Source organism: Streptomyces sp. NBC_00090, from assembly GCF_045160815.1.
Lineage (GTDB): Bacteria > Actinomycetota > Actinomycetes > Streptomycetales > Streptomycetaceae > Streptomyces.
Window position 1 is genome coordinate 5,280,261 of record NZ_CP108224.1, and the last position, 14,054, is coordinate 5,294,314.

The 14,054-nt window shown below is 73.6% G+C and carries 14 protein-coding genes and 1 pseudogene; 10 read left to right on the top strand and 5 right to left on the bottom strand.

Features of this window, described 5'->3' with window-relative positions:
* Nucleotides 1-116 precede the first annotated feature (116 nt).
* The gene (locus OG361_RS23620; RefSeq protein ID WP_405856564.1) at nt 117-680 is read left to right on the top strand and encodes a DUF1203 domain-containing protein; all 564 of its coding nucleotides are present in this window, start codon (nt 117-119) and stop codon (nt 678-680) included.
* A gap of 22 nt (nt 681-702) precedes the next feature.
* On the opposite strand, the gene OG361_RS23625 is transcribed toward OG361_RS23620, so the two are convergent.
* Nucleotides 703-1,170: a VOC family protein gene (locus tag OG361_RS23625; RefSeq protein ID WP_405856565.1), complete on the bottom strand. Its 468-nt coding sequence runs from the start codon at nt 1,168-1,170 to the stop codon at nt 703-705.
* A gap of 21 nt (nt 1,171-1,191) precedes the next feature.
* On the opposite strand from OG361_RS23625, the gene OG361_RS23630 reads away from it, so the two are divergent.
* The 3 genes from OG361_RS23630 to OG361_RS23640 all read left to right on the top strand — a co-directional run bounded on the left by OG361_RS23630 (nt 1,192) and on the right by OG361_RS23640 (nt 2,978).
* A complete protein-coding gene (locus tag OG361_RS23630; RefSeq protein WP_405856567.1) occupies nt 1,192-1,800 on the top strand; it encodes a CGNR zinc finger domain-containing protein in 609 nt (202 codons plus the stop codon).
* A complete protein-coding gene (locus OG361_RS23635; RefSeq protein ID WP_405856569.1) occupies nt 1,800-2,159 on the top strand; it encodes an SRPBCC domain-containing protein in 360 nt (119 codons plus the stop codon). The genes OG361_RS23630 and OG361_RS23635 overlap by 1 nt, the downstream gene beginning before the upstream one ends.
* Before the next feature lie 165 nt (nt 2,160-2,324).
* The gene (locus tag OG361_RS23640) at nt 2,325-2,978 is read left to right on the top strand and encodes an NADPH-dependent F420 reductase (RefSeq protein WP_405856571.1); all 654 of its coding nucleotides are present in this window, start codon (nt 2,325-2,327) and stop codon (nt 2,976-2,978) included.
* Here the strand turns inward: OG361_RS23640 and OG361_RS23645 are convergent.
* Nucleotides 2,921-3,571 carry a DUF4291 domain-containing protein gene (locus OG361_RS23645; RefSeq protein ID WP_405862402.1) on the bottom strand — a complete coding sequence of 217 codons (651 nt, stop codon included), beginning with the start codon at nt 3,569-3,571 and terminating at the stop codon, nt 2,921-2,923. The two genes, OG361_RS23640 and OG361_RS23645, sit on opposite strands and share 58 nt — an antisense overlap.
* Nucleotides 3,572-3,751: 180 nt before the next feature.
* Nucleotides 3,752-4,188 (bottom strand): annotated as a pseudogene (locus OG361_RS23650) (winged helix-turn-helix transcriptional regulator).
* Nucleotides 4,189-4,287: 99 nt separating this feature from the next.
* On the opposite strand from OG361_RS23650, the gene OG361_RS23655 reads away from it, so the two are divergent.
* The gene (locus tag OG361_RS23655; protein WP_405856573.1) at nt 4,288-5,685 is read left to right on the top strand and encodes an MFS transporter; all 1,398 of its coding nucleotides are present in this window, start codon (nt 4,288-4,290) and stop codon (nt 5,683-5,685) included.
* A 29-nt stretch (nt 5,686-5,714) separates the two neighbouring features.
* Nucleotides 5,715-6,053: a DUF6401 family natural product biosynthesis protein gene (locus OG361_RS23660; RefSeq protein WP_405856575.1), complete on the top strand. Its 339-nt coding sequence runs from the start codon at nt 5,715-5,717 to the stop codon at nt 6,051-6,053.
* Between the two features lie 4 nt (nt 6,054-6,057).
* Here the strand turns inward: OG361_RS23660 and rarD are convergent, their stop codons facing one another.
* Together rarD and OG361_RS23670 are read right to left on the bottom strand one after the other, a co-directional pair.
* Entirely contained in the window at nt 6,058-7,086 is a 1,029-nt protein-coding gene (gene rarD, locus OG361_RS23665) for an EamA family transporter RarD (RefSeq protein ID WP_405862404.1), read from the bottom strand.
* A 224-nt stretch (nt 7,087-7,310) separates the two neighbouring features.
* A complete protein-coding gene (locus OG361_RS23670) occupies nt 7,311-8,180 on the bottom strand; it encodes an NmrA family NAD(P)-binding protein (RefSeq protein ID WP_405856577.1) in 870 nt (289 codons plus the stop codon).
* 97 nt (nt 8,181-8,277) lie between these two features.
* Between OG361_RS23670 and OG361_RS23675 the strand changes: the two genes are divergently transcribed.
* From OG361_RS23675 to OG361_RS23690, 4 genes are all read left to right on the top strand, one after another.
* Entirely contained in the window at nt 8,278-8,682 is a 405-nt protein-coding gene (locus OG361_RS23675; RefSeq protein WP_405856579.1) for a winged helix-turn-helix transcriptional regulator, read from the top strand.
* Nucleotides 8,683-8,830: 148 nt separating this feature from the next.
* On the top strand, nt 8,831-9,601 hold the full coding sequence (locus tag OG361_RS23680) for a hypothetical protein (RefSeq protein ID WP_405856581.1): 771 nt from the start codon (nt 8,831-8,833) through the stop codon (nt 9,599-9,601).
* Entirely contained in the window at nt 9,598-11,841 is a 2,244-nt protein-coding gene (locus tag OG361_RS23685) for a bifunctional serine/threonine-protein kinase/ABC transporter substrate-binding protein (RefSeq protein WP_405856583.1), read from the top strand. The genes OG361_RS23680 and OG361_RS23685 overlap by 4 nt, the downstream gene beginning before the upstream one ends.
* 3 nt (nt 11,842-11,844) lie before the next feature.
* The gene (locus tag OG361_RS23690; protein ID WP_405856585.1) at nt 11,845-14,028 is read left to right on the top strand and encodes a bifunctional serine/threonine-protein kinase/ABC transporter substrate-binding protein; all 2,184 of its coding nucleotides are present in this window, start codon (nt 11,845-11,847) and stop codon (nt 14,026-14,028) included.
* The last annotated feature ends 26 nt before the right edge of the window (nt 14,029-14,054 follow it).

Sequence of the window (14,054 nt, forward strand, 5' to 3'; positions counted from 1 at the left end):
CACCGGGACCACCGGGACCACCGGACCCACCGGGAACGCCCACCCCTCACGGACCCGCCGAGTGCCCCGTCCGAATTCCGCCAGCGGCCGTGGCGGGACCGCGTGACCCTGGCCCCATGAGCACCCACATCGGCGAAGCCGCCCCCACCACCCCGACCGCCCCGGCCACCCCGGCCGCCCCCACCACCACTTACGCCGCCCGCGCCATCCCGCCCGCCGCCCTCGCCCGGCTCCGCGTCACCGACGACGCCGGACGGCCCTGTGTGCCGTTCGTCGACGGCGAGGGCGGGAACCCCCTGCGCTGCTGTCTGCGGCTCTCCCTCGTCGGCGAGCGGATCGCGCTCGTGTCGTACGCCCCGCTGCGGCGCTGGGCCGCCGAGGCCGGGGTCGAGCCGGGGGCGTACGACGAGCAGGGGCCCGTCTTCGTGCACGCCGAGGAGTGCGAGGGGCCCCGGCCCTCGGAGGCTTACCCCTTCGAGCGGGCCGGGGCGCTGCGGACCGTCCGGCGGTACGACGCGGAGGGCCGGATCGTCGGCGGGCGGCTCCTGGAGCTTCCCGAGGCCGCCCGTGAGGGCTTCGACCGGGCCTTCGCGGAGGCGTTCGCCGACCCGGCCGTCGTCCTCGTGCACGTCCGCGCGGTGGAGTACGGCTGCTTCCACTTCGAGGTGCGGAAGCCCTGACCTCCGTCATCGGGCGGCGCCGTCACTGCACGCAGAACTCGTTGCCCTCCGGGTCGGCCATGACCGTCCAGGACCCGGACGGCTCGTCCACCCGGCGCAGGACCGTCGCGCCGAGCGCCTCCAGGCGGGTGACCTCGGTCTCGCGGGTACCGGGGTCCGCGTGGAGGTCGAGGTGGAGCCGGTTCTTCGTGGTCTTGGGCTCCGGGACGCGCTGGATGAGGAGGCGCCGGCCGAGCCCCCCGCCCGTCGCCGGGTCCTGGGGGTCGTCCGGGTGGCGTACGGCGGCGAGGTCGCGCCAGCCGAGGCGCTCGCGGTCCGTGCCCTCGTGGACGGTGGCGGTGGCCTCGGGCGGGGCGGCCCCGAGGTCGAGGAGGCGGCGGATGAGCGCGTCGTGGTCCTCCTCTACGTATCCGAGGGCGGCGGCCCAGAAGACGGCCTGCGCGTGCGGGTCGGCGGCGTCGAGGACAAGCTTCCAATGGATGGGCTTCATGTAACTGGTTATACTGGTTACATGACGCAGGCCGCCACCGGAATGACCCTCCGGCACCGCGACGGACAGCGGTTCCGCTTCGATGCCGGGGCCCTCTGCCTGGAGCTGCTCCTCACCGGTGGACCAGGGCCCGTCGCCGCGCGGTACGAGGTCCTCGACCGGGTCGAGGGGCTGCTCACCTGGGTGCGGGAGTGCCGGCTGGCCCCCGGGCTCGACGTCACCGTCACGGACGGCGAGCTGGCCGCCGTGCGCGAGGTGCGGGACGCGCTCTGGGGCATCGCCCTCGCGCGCGCCGGGGGTGCCGCCCCCGACCCCGATGAGGTGGCGCTGGTCAACGCCGCCGCCGCCGAGCCGCCGCTCGTGGCCCTGATCGCCGCCGACGGCACGCGCGCGTGGGCGCCCGGGGCCACCGGGGCCGGGCTGCTCGCGACGGTCGCCCGGGACGCGGTCGAGCTGCTGACCGGACCGCACGCCGGCCGGGTCCGGATCTGCGGCGCCGACAACTGCGCCCTGGTCTTCGCCGACACCTCACGCCCGGGGCGCCGCCGCTGGTGCTCGATGGACCGGTGCGGCAACCGTCACAAGGTGCGGGCGCACCGTGCCCGTACCCCGTCGGAGGGAGAAGCCTGATGCCCGTGGGACTGACGCGGGACGCCGGTTGGGAGATCGGCGTCTCGAAGACCCTGCCCCTGCCCGTCGCGACCGTCTGGGAGTTCCTCGTGAGCCCGGAGGGCCTGGCCCTCTGGCTCGGTCCCGGCGCCGCACTGCCGGCCGAGGGCGACCCCGCCCTCCGCGGTCTCCGGCCGGGCGACCGCGTCCGCCTCACGTACGGCGACACCGTCCTCCAGGTCACGGTCTCCCCGGCGAGCGGCGACCGGACCGTCCTCACCTTCCACCAGGAGCACCTGGCGGACGCCGAGGAGCGCGAGCGTCAACGCGCCCACTGGAAAGGCGTGATGGCCGAAATCATGCGGGTCCTCTTGCCGTAGAGAGGTCATGCGGAGGCCGTGGAGGTCGTGGAGGCATTCGCGCATGCGGGACGACACGGGACGGCACGGGACGCCACCCGGGCTCACGCCGTCCTAGGGTCGGGCTCCCGGACCAAGGATTTTCGGACGTGAAAGCGCGCACGCCGTCGTGAAGGAGCACATGCCATGAGGATCGCCGTACTGGGCACGGGCGAGGTCGGCCGCCGCCTCGCCACCAAGCTGGTCTCCCTCGGGCACGAGGTCACGATGGGCTCCCGCACCGCGGACAACGCCGAGGCGGTGAAGTGGGCCGAGGCGTACGGCGGTGGGCACGGCACCTTCGCCGACGCCGCCGGCCCCGCCGAGCTCGTGGTGAACGCGACCGGCGGGCTCGTCTCCCTCGCCGTCCTGGAGTCCGTGGGCGCGGAGAACCTGCGCGGCAAGGTCCTCGTCGACGTGTCCAACGCGCTCGACTCCTCGGAGGGCTTCCCGCCCAAGGTCGTCACGCCCGACGGCGGCAGCCTCGCGGAGCAGCTCCAGAGGGCGTTCCCGGAGACGCACGTCGTGAAGACGCTCAACACCATGACCAACACGGTGATGGTCGAGCCCGGCCGGGTCCCGGGCGACCACAACGTCTTCCTCAGCGGTGACAGCGAGGACGCGAAGGCCGTGGTCGCCGACCTGCTCCGCTCCTTCGGCTGGCCCTCCGACCGGATCCTGGACCTCGGCGACCTGTCGAGCGCCCGGGCCACCGAGCAGCTGCTGCAGCTGTGGCTGAGGCTCTACGGGGTGCTCGGCACCGGTGACTTCAACTTCGCGGTGTCGACCGCCGGTTCCTGAGCCCCGCGCAAGTGGTCCAGCAGCCCCCCGGACGTCGGGTACGGCTCCTCCCGGGGCAGCAGCCGGCCCGCGGCGGCCGTGTCGCCCGCGCGGACGAGCGCGTGGACGTCGTGGGCGAGCGGGGTCACGTCGGTGACGGAGACCGTCCACTCGTCCGCGTACCGCCGGGTGGCCTCCCCCGACAGGCCGAGCTGGAGTGAGCGGTACGGGAGCGGCCGCAGGTGCAGGTCGCGCTCCGGGTCCCACTGGACGCGGGCCGGAGCCTGCTTCAACTGCCGCTTCCAGGAGGCCTGGTCGGGGTGGAAGCCGCGCACGTAGTGCGAGAGGCAGGCGTGCCGCAGGGCCCATTCGAAGCCCTCGCGGGTGATCTCCACGGCGAGGACCGTCTCCTGGCCCTCCTTCGCGCCCCAGCCGCAGCGGTACATCATCCACAGGAACGACGGCTTGATCCACGTCATCCGGTCCCGCTTCCAGGCGGCCGGGAAGCGGCCGTCGCGGGCCGCGGGGAGGCCGATCCCCGGCCTGTACGCCTGGTAGACGGTGACGGTGTCCGGGGTGTGCAGCGCCCGGATCCGGTGCTTCGATTCCTTCATGGACGTCATGGACGTCAGGGTGCGGGAAGTCGTGCGGGGAGGGCCACCGGATATCCGGGCCTCGGCTCTCGGCCCCGCCCCCGGCCCCTCGGCTCTCGGCCCCGCCCCCGGCCCCGGCCCCCGGCCCCTCGGCTCTCGGCCCCGCCCCGCCCTCCGCCCCCCGGCGCCGCCCCCCGGCCCTCAGATCAGCGCCGCCTCTTTCGCGTCGTACTCCTCGCGCGCCGCCGCGATCTCGTTCTGGTGCTGCTCGGTCCAGGTCACCAGGGAGCGGATCGTCGTGTGCAAGGTCCCGCCCAGGGGCGTGAGTTCGTACTCGACGCGCGGCGGGACCACCGGGTGGACCGTGCGCTTCACCAGGCCGTCGCGCTCCAGCTGGCGCAGCGTCACGGTCAGCATGCGCTGGCTGACGCCGTCGATCTCGCGCTTGAGCTCGGTGAAGCGCAGGACTCGGCGGTCGAGGAGGGCGATGACGAGGAGGGACCACTTGTCGGCGACACGGTCGAGGATCTGGCGGACCTCGCAGTCCTCGCGGGTGTCCCACTGGAAGGGGTCGGGGTCCCCGTCGCTTCCGTAGTTCCCTCGCAGTGACTCGGTGACTTCAAAGTGCCTTCTTCCATGGCACCCGATCCTCCCGCAGGATTCAGGTGGTTACAAGAGGGAACCGACCCTCGGCCCGGTAACCGACCCACCCAACCCACCCTGCCCTGGAGACAGTTGTGTCCCTACGCGCCTGGAGTCTGCTCCTCGTCCTCTGCGGGACGATCTTCCTCGAAGGCATCGACGTCGCCATGCTCGCCGTCGCCGTCCCCACCGTCCGCGCCGACCTCGGCCTCACCACCGGCACCGCCGCCTGGGTCATGTCCGCGTACGTCCTCGGCTACGCCGGCTTCACCCTCCTCGGCGGCAGGGCGGCCGACCTGCTCGGACGGCGCCGGATGTTCCTCGGCTGGCTCACCGTCTTCCTGCTCTTCTCGGGTCTCGGCGGCCTCGCCGACGAGGGCTGGACCCTGATCCTGGCCCGCTTCGTGACCGGTGTCGCGGCCGCCTTCATGACCCCGGCCGCCATGTCGATCATCACCACCTCGTACGAGGAGGGGCCGCAGCGCAACCAGGCGCTCCTCGTCTTCGCCGGCACCGCCGCCGGCGGCTTCTCGCTCGGCCTCGTCATCGGCGGGCTGCTCACCCAGCTCGGCTGGCGCTGGGTCTTCTTCGCCCCGGTCCTGCTGGCCGCCGCGATCCTGGTCGCCGCGGTCAGACTGATCCCGAAGGAGCCGCGTCCGGTCCGCGTGAAGGGCGGCTTCGACCTGGGCGGCGCGCTCACCGCCGCCGGGGCCATGCTGCTCCTCGCGTACGGGATCGTCCGTCTGGAGCACGGCTTCGACGGCTGGACGGTCACGGCCGCCGCGCTCGCCGCCGGACTCGTCCTCGCCGGGGTCTTCGTCGCCGTCGAGCGCCGGGCCGCGAGCCCGCTCGTCCGGCTCGGCATCCTCCGCAAGGCCTCGCTCGTCCGCGCCGACCTGGGCGCCCTGCTCTTCGTCGGCTCCTTCTTCGGCTTCCAGTTCGTGGCCACGCTCTACCTCCAGGAGCTGCGCGGCTGGTCGTCGCTGGAGACGGCGCTCGCCCTGCTGGTCATGGGCGTCGACGCGGTCCTCGCGCCGACGCTGACCCCTCGGCTCGTGGCGCGGTTCGGCAACGCCCGGGTGATCCTCGGCGGGTTCGTCCTCGCGGTCGTCTCGTACGCGCTGTTCCTGCCGGTCGGCCCGGACTGGTCGTACGCGGCGATGTTCCCGACCCTGCTGCTGACCGGCCTCGCCTTCGCCCTCGCGTACGGGCCGCTGACCATCGCGGGAACGGAGGGGATCGCGGAGGAGGAGCAGGGGCTCGCGAGCGGGCTGCTCACGACGGCGACCCAGTTCGGTTCGGCGGTCGGCATCGCGGCGGTGACCGCGGTGTACGGGCTGGCGGGCGGCGGTCTCGACGGCTTCCGGGCGGCGCTCGTCGTCCCGCTGGTGATGGTGGCGCTGGGGGCCGTGGTCACGGCGACGGGGGTACGGGGAGGCTCGCGCGCGGCCGCCCCGGAGGTCCCGGAGGCTGCGACGAAGGTCACGGTCTGAACGCCCCGGTCCGCACCTAATGTGGAGGGATGAACGATTCGCCCGGCTGCCCGCTGATCGATGTCGCCGTCACGTACATGCCCCGGCTCGCGGAGTTCACCTCCGAGCCGGGGCTCGTGGCCGCCGTGGACCAGCACGCCGCCGCGGTGTGCGACGCGCTCGTCCCGGCACAGCGGAGGGGGCCGGGGAGGCCGAGGAGGCCGGAGGGCAGGACCGTACGGCGGGAGGAGCTCGCCGACTACGTCCTCGGGTTCACCGACGGGCTCTCCGAGGCCGAGTGGACCGAGCCCGCGGGGCACGACTTCGCGACGCTGCGGCTGACGGCGGTCTGCTGGCTGATCCGGGAGCACGACCTCCTGGACGCGTGAGGCGTCAGAGCCCCGGGCGGGCCGGGTCGGCCGTCGGGCCGACGGCCGGTGTGGCCGTCAGATCGGCCGTCGGGCCGACCGCCGGTGTGGCCGTCGGATCGGTCGTCGGGGTGGCTGCCGGTGCGGCCGCCGGGGTGGGGGCGGACTGCGCCGCCGCCTCGACCGCGGCGAACGCCTCCGCGGACGCCGCCGCCACCGCGGCCCGGCTGCGGCGGGCCGTGCGCAGCGCGTCCCAGGTGAGGAGCGTCAGGGCCAGCCACACGAGGGCGAAGCCCGCCCACCGCTCCGGCGGCATCGCCTCGTGGAAGTAGAGGATCCCGAGCAGGAACTGGAAGGTCGGCGCCAGGTACTGGAGGAGGCCGAGCGTCGACAGCGGTACGCGGATGGCCGCCGCGCCGAAGCAGACCAGCGGCACCGCCGTGACGATGCCGGTGGCGGCGAGCAGGGCCGCGTGACCGGCGCCCTCGCTGCCGAAGGTCAGGGTGCCCTGGGTGCCGATCCAGACCAGATAGCCGAGGGCCGGGAGGAACTGGACGGCGGTCTCGGCGGCGAGCGACTCCAGGCCCCCGAGGTTCAGCTTCTTCTTCACCAGGCCGTAGACGGCGAAGGAGAAGGCGAGGGTGAGCGAGATCCACGGCGGCTGCCCGTACCCGATCGCGAGGACGAGGACGGCCGCGAAGCCGACGCCGACCGCCGCCCACTGGGCCGGGCGCAGTCGCTCCTTGAGGACGAGGACGCCGAGGGCGATGGTGACGAGCGGGTTGATGAAGTAGCCGAGGGAGGCCTCGACGACGTGGCCGGTGTTGACCGACCAGATGTAGAGGCCCCAGTTCACGCTGATGACGGCGGCGGCGACGGTGATCAGGGCGAGCTTGCGCGGGCTGCGGACGAGCTCCCGTATCCAGCCCCAGCGGCGGAGCGCGAGCAGCGCGACGCCGATGAAGACGAGCGACCAGACCATCCGGTGGGCGAGGATCTCGACGGCTCCGGCGGGCTTGAGGAGCGGCCAGAAGAGCGGGACCAGCCCCCACATGCCGTAGGCGCCGATCCCGTAGAGCAATCCTGCTCGTCCCTCGTTCTCCGTCTTCGTCTCCACCGGACCTCCTGCCACGCGCCGCGCTGTCCTGTCGAAGGTAGCGCCGCGGAGGTCGGGTTGTCATGCCCGTATCGCCATACGGTCATGACAATGTGAGAGCTGTGAAGTGTGAGCGGCGGGTGGGCTCCGTGAAGTGGGAGCCGTCGCTCAGGAGTCGTCGCTCAGGCGGCGGCGTCGAGCGCTTCCTTGATCGTCACAGCGATCGGGGTGGTGGGGCGGCCGATCAGCCGGGCCAGGTCACCGGTCCGCAGGGCGAGCGCGCCGTGCTCGACGGCCCGGTCGACGTCGACCAGGATCGCGGCGAAGGGCTCGGGGACCCCGGCGCCGGTGAGGATCGCGAGGTGGGCCTCGGCCGGGACGTTGGTGTACGCGATCTCCCGGCCGGACAGTGCGGCGACCTCGGCCGCGTACTCGGCGAGCGACCAGGCGATGTCGCCGCTCAGCTCGTACGCCGTGTTCACGTGCTCCTCGGCCGGGCCGGTAAGGACGGCGGCCGCGGCGGCGGCGTAGTCGGCGCGGGCGGCGGAGGCGATCCGGCCCTCGCCGGCGCTGGCGACGACGGCGCCGTGGGCCAGGACGGGGGCGAGGTTCGCGGTGTAGTTCTCGGTGTACCAGCCGTTGCGGAGGAAGGTGTACGGCAGGCCGGAGGCGAGGACGAGCCGCTCGGTCTCCTTGTGCTCGGCGGCCAGGTCGAAGTCGGCCTCCGGGCCGCCGAGGACGCCGGTGTACGCGAGCTGGGCGACGCCCGCCGCCTTGGCCGCGTCGATCACGGCGGCGTGCTGCGCGACACGCTGCCCGACCTCACTGCCCGAGATGAGGAGCACCCGGTCGCCGGCCTCGAAGGCCTCCGCCAGCGTCTCCGGCCGGCTGTAGTCCGCGATCCGCAGCTCGACACCGCGCTCCGCGAGGTCGGCCGCCTTCTCCTTGTTCCGGACGACGGCGGCGACGGACTCGGCGGGGACGGTCTCCAGGAGGGCGTCGATGACGAGACGGCCGAGCTGTCCGGTGGCTCCGGTGACGACGATGCTCATGATTGCTTCCTTTTCCCATGGGGTGCGGTGGCGATGCACTCACCGTAAGGCGGGCGCTTTCCTTTCGTAAGTACCCACTTTGAAGTAAGGTACTGGTATGGGAGTAAGTCCACAGGCCAAGAAGCCCGACGTGAACGAGCCGATGTGCCCCTCCCGGCTCGTCCTGGAGCACGTCACCAGCCGCTGGGGCGTCCTGATCCTCGCGGCCCTGCTGGAGCGCTCGTACCGCTTCAGCGAACTGCGCCGCGCGATCGGCGGCGTCAGCGAGAAGATGCTCGCCCAGACCCTCCAGACCCTGGAGCGCGACGGCTTCGTCCACCGCGACGCCAAGCCCGTCATCCCGCCCCGCGTCGACTACACCCTCACCGGCCTGGGCGAGGAGGCCGCCCGCCAGGTCTGGGAGCTCGCCCGCTGGACCGAGCGGCAGGTCGGAGCCGTCGAGGAGGCCCGCGGACGGTACGACGCGGCGCGTCGCGAGAGCGCCACGAATACGTCCCAATGATGTTGTAACCAGGGCGAGTTGTCTGTGCCGGGCCGTACGATCTGCTCACTGTTCGGGGGAGACCGCGAAGGACCGTGGGGGAACTGTGGCATACGGGGACCGAAGACTGTGGCGCGCCTGCTGCGCCGTGCTGGTGGGTGGGCTGGCCGTGACGGGGTGCACCGACGGAGGGAAACCGGAGGGCAAGGGCGGTACGACCACGGCGGCGCCACCCACCAGGACGCCGACCACCGCCCCGGCACCCACCCCGACCGGCCTCGACTTCACCCCGGACCCGAAGCGCGCGCCGAAGACCGAGGCCGAGGCCAGACGCCTCGCCCTCGCCGTCGTCGCAGGGCCCGACGCCTGGGCCCCGGGTTACGTCAAGCGCACCCCGCACCTCAGCGACCCGGACTACTGGCCCGTCCTCGGCGCCAACTGCTCCTGGGAGACCGGCAGCCGGCCGGCGGACGTCCTCGCCAGCGTCACCGCCTACAGCGAGATCCCCGCCACCGGCGGCAAGGGCGTTCTGCGGGTCGCCGCCACCGTCACCGTGCACCGCACCGAGTCCGACGCCGACTGGGAGATGGCCTCGACCCTCGAAGAGGTGCTGCGCTGCCCCGACCAGAAACTCCGCGACGGCGAGCGCATCACCGGCCTCATGTCGCTCGGCAATCCCTTCGGCGTCGGCGGCAACGCCACCGCCCACGACGCACTCCGCGAGGGCGGCTCCTACCTCAACGACGCCGTGAAGGGGAAGCAGTTCTACAGCTGGTACCAGTCCCGGCTCGGCCAGGTCACCGTCGCCACCGTCGTCAAGGGCGCCCCCGGCTACACCGAGTTGAGCGATGGCGCTGCCATCGGCACGAGCCAGGCACAGGTCCAGGCCCTCGTCACCATGCTCGAACGCGCCCAGGACGAGCTGGAGGTCCAGTCGTGAGCGCCACCACCCCGCAGCCCCGCCCCGAGCCCGGCGCCCTCCAGCCGCTGCTGCCCTCCGACCCGTCGACGATCGCCGGCTACCGGCTCCTCGGCCGTCTCGGCGCCGGCGGCATGGGTGTCGTCTACCTCGGCCGCACGGCAGTCGGCGAACTCGCCGCCGTCAAGGTCACCCACGCCGACCAGGCCGACCAGCCCGACTTCCGGGCCCGTTTCCGCCGCGAGGTCGAGGCCGCCCGCCGGGTCTCCAGCCCCTGGGCCGTCCCCGTCACCGGCGCCGACCCGGACGCCCCCGAACCGTGGATGGCCACCGCCTTCGTCGCCGGCCCCTCCCTCGGCGAGGCCGTCACCGCGCACGGCCCGCTGCCCGAGCGGAGCGTCCGCCTCCTCGGCTGGTCCGTCGCCCGCGCCCTCGCCGCCGTGCACGCGGCCGGGCTCGTCCACCGGGACGTCAAGCCCGGCAACGTCCTCCTCGCCGTCGACGGACCGCGCCTCATCGACTTCGGCATCGCCCGCGCCACCGGGGAGACCGCGCTCACCGCCACCGACATGGTCGTCGGCACCCCCGGCTTCCTCGCCCCCGAGCAGGCCGAGGCCCGCGCCGACGCCATCGGCCCGCCCGCCGACGTCTTCGCCCTCGGCTGCCTCCTCGCGTACGCGGCCACCGGCCGCCCGCCCTTCGGCACCGGCGCCGTGGACGCCCTGATGTACCGGACCGTCCACGACGAGCCCGACCTCACCGGCGTCCCCGAAGGGCTGCTCGACCTCGTCAGGGCCTGTCTCGCCAAGGACCCGGCCGCCCGGCCCACCGCGGCCGAGATCGGCGTCCGGCTCGTCGAGGACAGCCCGGGCAACGGCGCCGACTGGCTGCCCGCCCCGGTCGTCCGGACCATCGCCGAACGCTCCGCCCGGATGCTCGCCCTCCCCGAGATCGACGTCACCGAGGCCGGTGGCACCACCGCCCCGGCCGCCCCGGAGAAGAGCAGACGCGGCTTCCTGCTGCTCGCCTCCGGCGCCGCCGTGCTGGCCGTCGGCGGCGGTGCGGCCGCCGTCTGGGCAGGGCTCGACGACGACAAGGGCGACGCCAAGGGCGGCGGCAAGAAGGCCGCTCCGCCCCGCACCCGCTGGACGATCGGCGTCCTCGCCGACCTGTCCGGGCCCGCCAAGGAGATCGGCCGCGCCCAGGAGCGCGGCGCACGGCTGGCCGTCGAGCAGTTCAACGCCCGCAAGGACAAACCCTTCACGCTCGACCTCAAGGTCGTCGACGAACGGGGCGACGGCTCCCGGGCCCTGCAGACCGCCAAGGCCCTCACCACCGACCCCGGGGTCCTCGCCGTCCTCGGCCCCACCACCGACGCCGTCGGCCAGGCCGCCCTGCCCGCCTTCGAGGAGGCCGGCATCCCGCTGATCACGGTCTCGGCCGGATACAACCTGCTCACCGCGCGGTCGGACACCGCGCGGAACGAGACGTTCCTGCGCGCCATCCCCAACCACATCAGCGCGGGCACCCACCTCTCCTTCGCCGCCACCCTGCTGCCTCAGATCCGCCGCCCCGGGGTCCTGGAGGACCGGACCGAGGACCACTACAGCTGGCAGGTCACCGGCGGTGTCCGCTTCGGCTTCGGGCAGGCCGGCATCGCCCCGCACTTCCGGGTCGTCCCCGCCCACGCCGACGCCGCCGCGTACCGCCGGGTGCTCGGCGAGATGATCGACGCCGGTGTGGACGCGTACGTCCACTGCGGAGTCACCGAGACGGCCGTCCACGCCGCCCGCGCGCTCACCGAACTGGGCTTCACCGGGCCGAGGTTCACCGGCCAGGCCGTCTTCGGCCAGGACTTCTTGAAGCAGGCCGGGGCCGCCGCCGAGGGCTGGTTCGTGTGCGCACCCGTCGCCGACCCCACCACGCAGAAGACGGCCGCCGCCTTCACCGCCGCCCACCGCAAGCGGTACGGCACGGGCCCCGCGTACTACACGGGCGAGTCGTACGACGTGGTCACCATGACGGTCAAGCAGCTGACGGCCCAGGCGAAGGCCGGTGGCAAGCCCGCCCGCAAGGGCCTGTGGGCCGCGCTGCGCAAGCAGAAGTACACCGGCGCGATGGGCGGTTACCACTTCAACGAGTTCGGCGACCTGGGGCTCGGCGGCACCTTCGTCTTCGCGGTGCAGAACGGCGCGTACAAGCCGATCGGCTCCGCGCCCCTGCTGCCGAACAAGCCCGCGAAGAACGACAAGAAGGCCTGACCCGTGCAGCCGCTCCGCAAGGCCGACCCGTCGGCCATCGCCGGGTACCGGATCCTCGGCCGCCTCGGCGCCGGCGGCATGGGTGTGGTCTACCTCGCCCGCTCCGGCGGCGGGGCGCTCGCCGCCCTCAAGCTGATCCGCGCCGAGCACGCCGCCGATCCGGGCTTCCGGGAGCGGTTCCGCCGCGAGGCCCGGGCCGCCGAGCGGATCACCGGCCGCTGGGTCGTCCGCGTCCTCGGCGCCGACCCCGAGGCCCGCGAACCGTGGCTCGCCACCGAGTACGTGCCCGGCCCCTCGCTCGCCGAGGCCGTCGCCCTGCATGGCGCCCTCCCCGAGCCGACCGTCCGGGCCCTGGGCGCCCGGCTCGCCTCCGCGCTCGCCGACATGCACGACGCCGGGCTCGTCCACCGGGACGTCAAGCCGGGCAACGTCCTCCTCGCAGTCGACGGGCCCCGGCTCATCGACTTCGGCATCGCCCGCTCCGCCGGCGCGACCGCCCTGACCGCCACCGACGCGATGATCGGCACCCCCGGCTTCCTCGCCCCGGAACAGGCACGGGTGGCGGGGTCCGCAGAGGTCGGTCCGGCCAGTGACGTCTTCTCGCTCGGCTGCGTCCTCGCGTACACGTCGACCGGTGAGCGGCCCTTCGGTACGGGCGGCGTGGCGGCCGTCGTCTACCGCACCGTCCACGAGGAACCCGAGCTCGACGGCGTACCGGCCGCACTCCTCCCGCTGGTCGCCGCCTGCCTCGCCAAGGACCCGGCGGACCGGCCCACGGCCGCCGAGGTACACGCGGCCCTGGGCGCGGCCGACGGGCCCGCCGGCGACTGGCTGCCGCCCGGCCTGCCCGCGCTGATCGCCCAGCGCTCCACCCGGGTCCTTGACCTGCCCGTCGCCGAACCGACCCTGCTCACCCGGGAGGAGCGGCCCCCGGGCGTCTCCCGCCGCCGGCTCCTCATGGCCGGCTCCGCCGCCGCCGTCGCGGGCGCCAGCGGCCTCACCGCCTGGCTCCTCACCCGCTCACCGGGCGGCACGGGCGCGGGAACGGGCGGCACCGGCGGCCCCCTCGCCTCCTACACGATCGGCGTGCTCACCGACCTGAGCGGCCCCACCAAGTCGGACGGACGGGGGCAGCAGCGTGGCATCCGGCTGGCCGTGGAGGAGTTCAACGCCCGCGCCGACCGGCCCTTCGACGTGCGGCTCCGGGTCGTGGACGACGGGGGGAGGCCGGAGCGCGCCAAGGCCGGCGCCCGCGTCCTGCTGGACGAGCCCGGGCTGGCAGGCGTCCTCGGCCCCACGACCGCGCCGACGGCGGCCGCGGCGGGGAACGAGTTCTTTCTTCGCCGGATGCCGTTGGCGAGCGTCGTCGCGGAAGTCCCGTCGGGGCAGATCCCGGGCCAGGACTCCAGGATGACGTACTTCCAGCCGCGCGCCCTGCACGACGTGATGACCGTGCCCTTCGGCCGCTATCTCACCGCCCACGGGCTCGTACGGACCGCCGTGGTGGAGGACCGTGCCGCCGGCCGGTACAGCTGGTTCGCCGTCAAGAGCCTCAAGGAGTACCCGCCGTCCGGAGCGAACGGCGGGGTGGTGACCTCGCATCCGGTGGAGGCGGACAGCGAGGACTTCGGCCCCGCCGTACGTGCCGCGCTCGCGACCGACCCGCAGGGCGTGATGTTCGCGGGGTCGTCACCGCGCCGTGCCGCGCTGTGCGCGAGGGCGCTGCGCGACCAGGGGTACAAGGGGCTCTGCGGCAGCGTCGAGTACGTGCTCGAGCCGGAGTTCCTCTCCGTCGCGGGTCCGGCCGCCGAGGGATGGTTCTTCGGAACCGGGTACGTCGACCCGGACGGGCTGCCGAAGGCACGGACGTTCGCGGCCGCGTACCGGAAACGCTGGGGCCTCACCTCCGCGACGCCCGTCGACCGGTTCGCGACGGAGGCGTACGACGCCACCAACTGGGCACTCCAGGCGCTGCGTGACGCGACCGCGAACAAGTCCGACTCGGTGTCGGCGGGCGTCATCAACAGCCTTCTGGAGAAGCCGTACGACGGGGTCGCCAAGACGTATCTGGCCCGGACGACGAAGGACAAGCCCACCGCTCTGATAGGCCTCTTCCTCTGGCAGGTGAAGGGCGGGGTGCCGCGCTTCCTCGGCGCCTACGACGAGGCGGCCGCGAAGGGCACGTGAAAGGGGCCCGGTCCGTGCCCACGGAC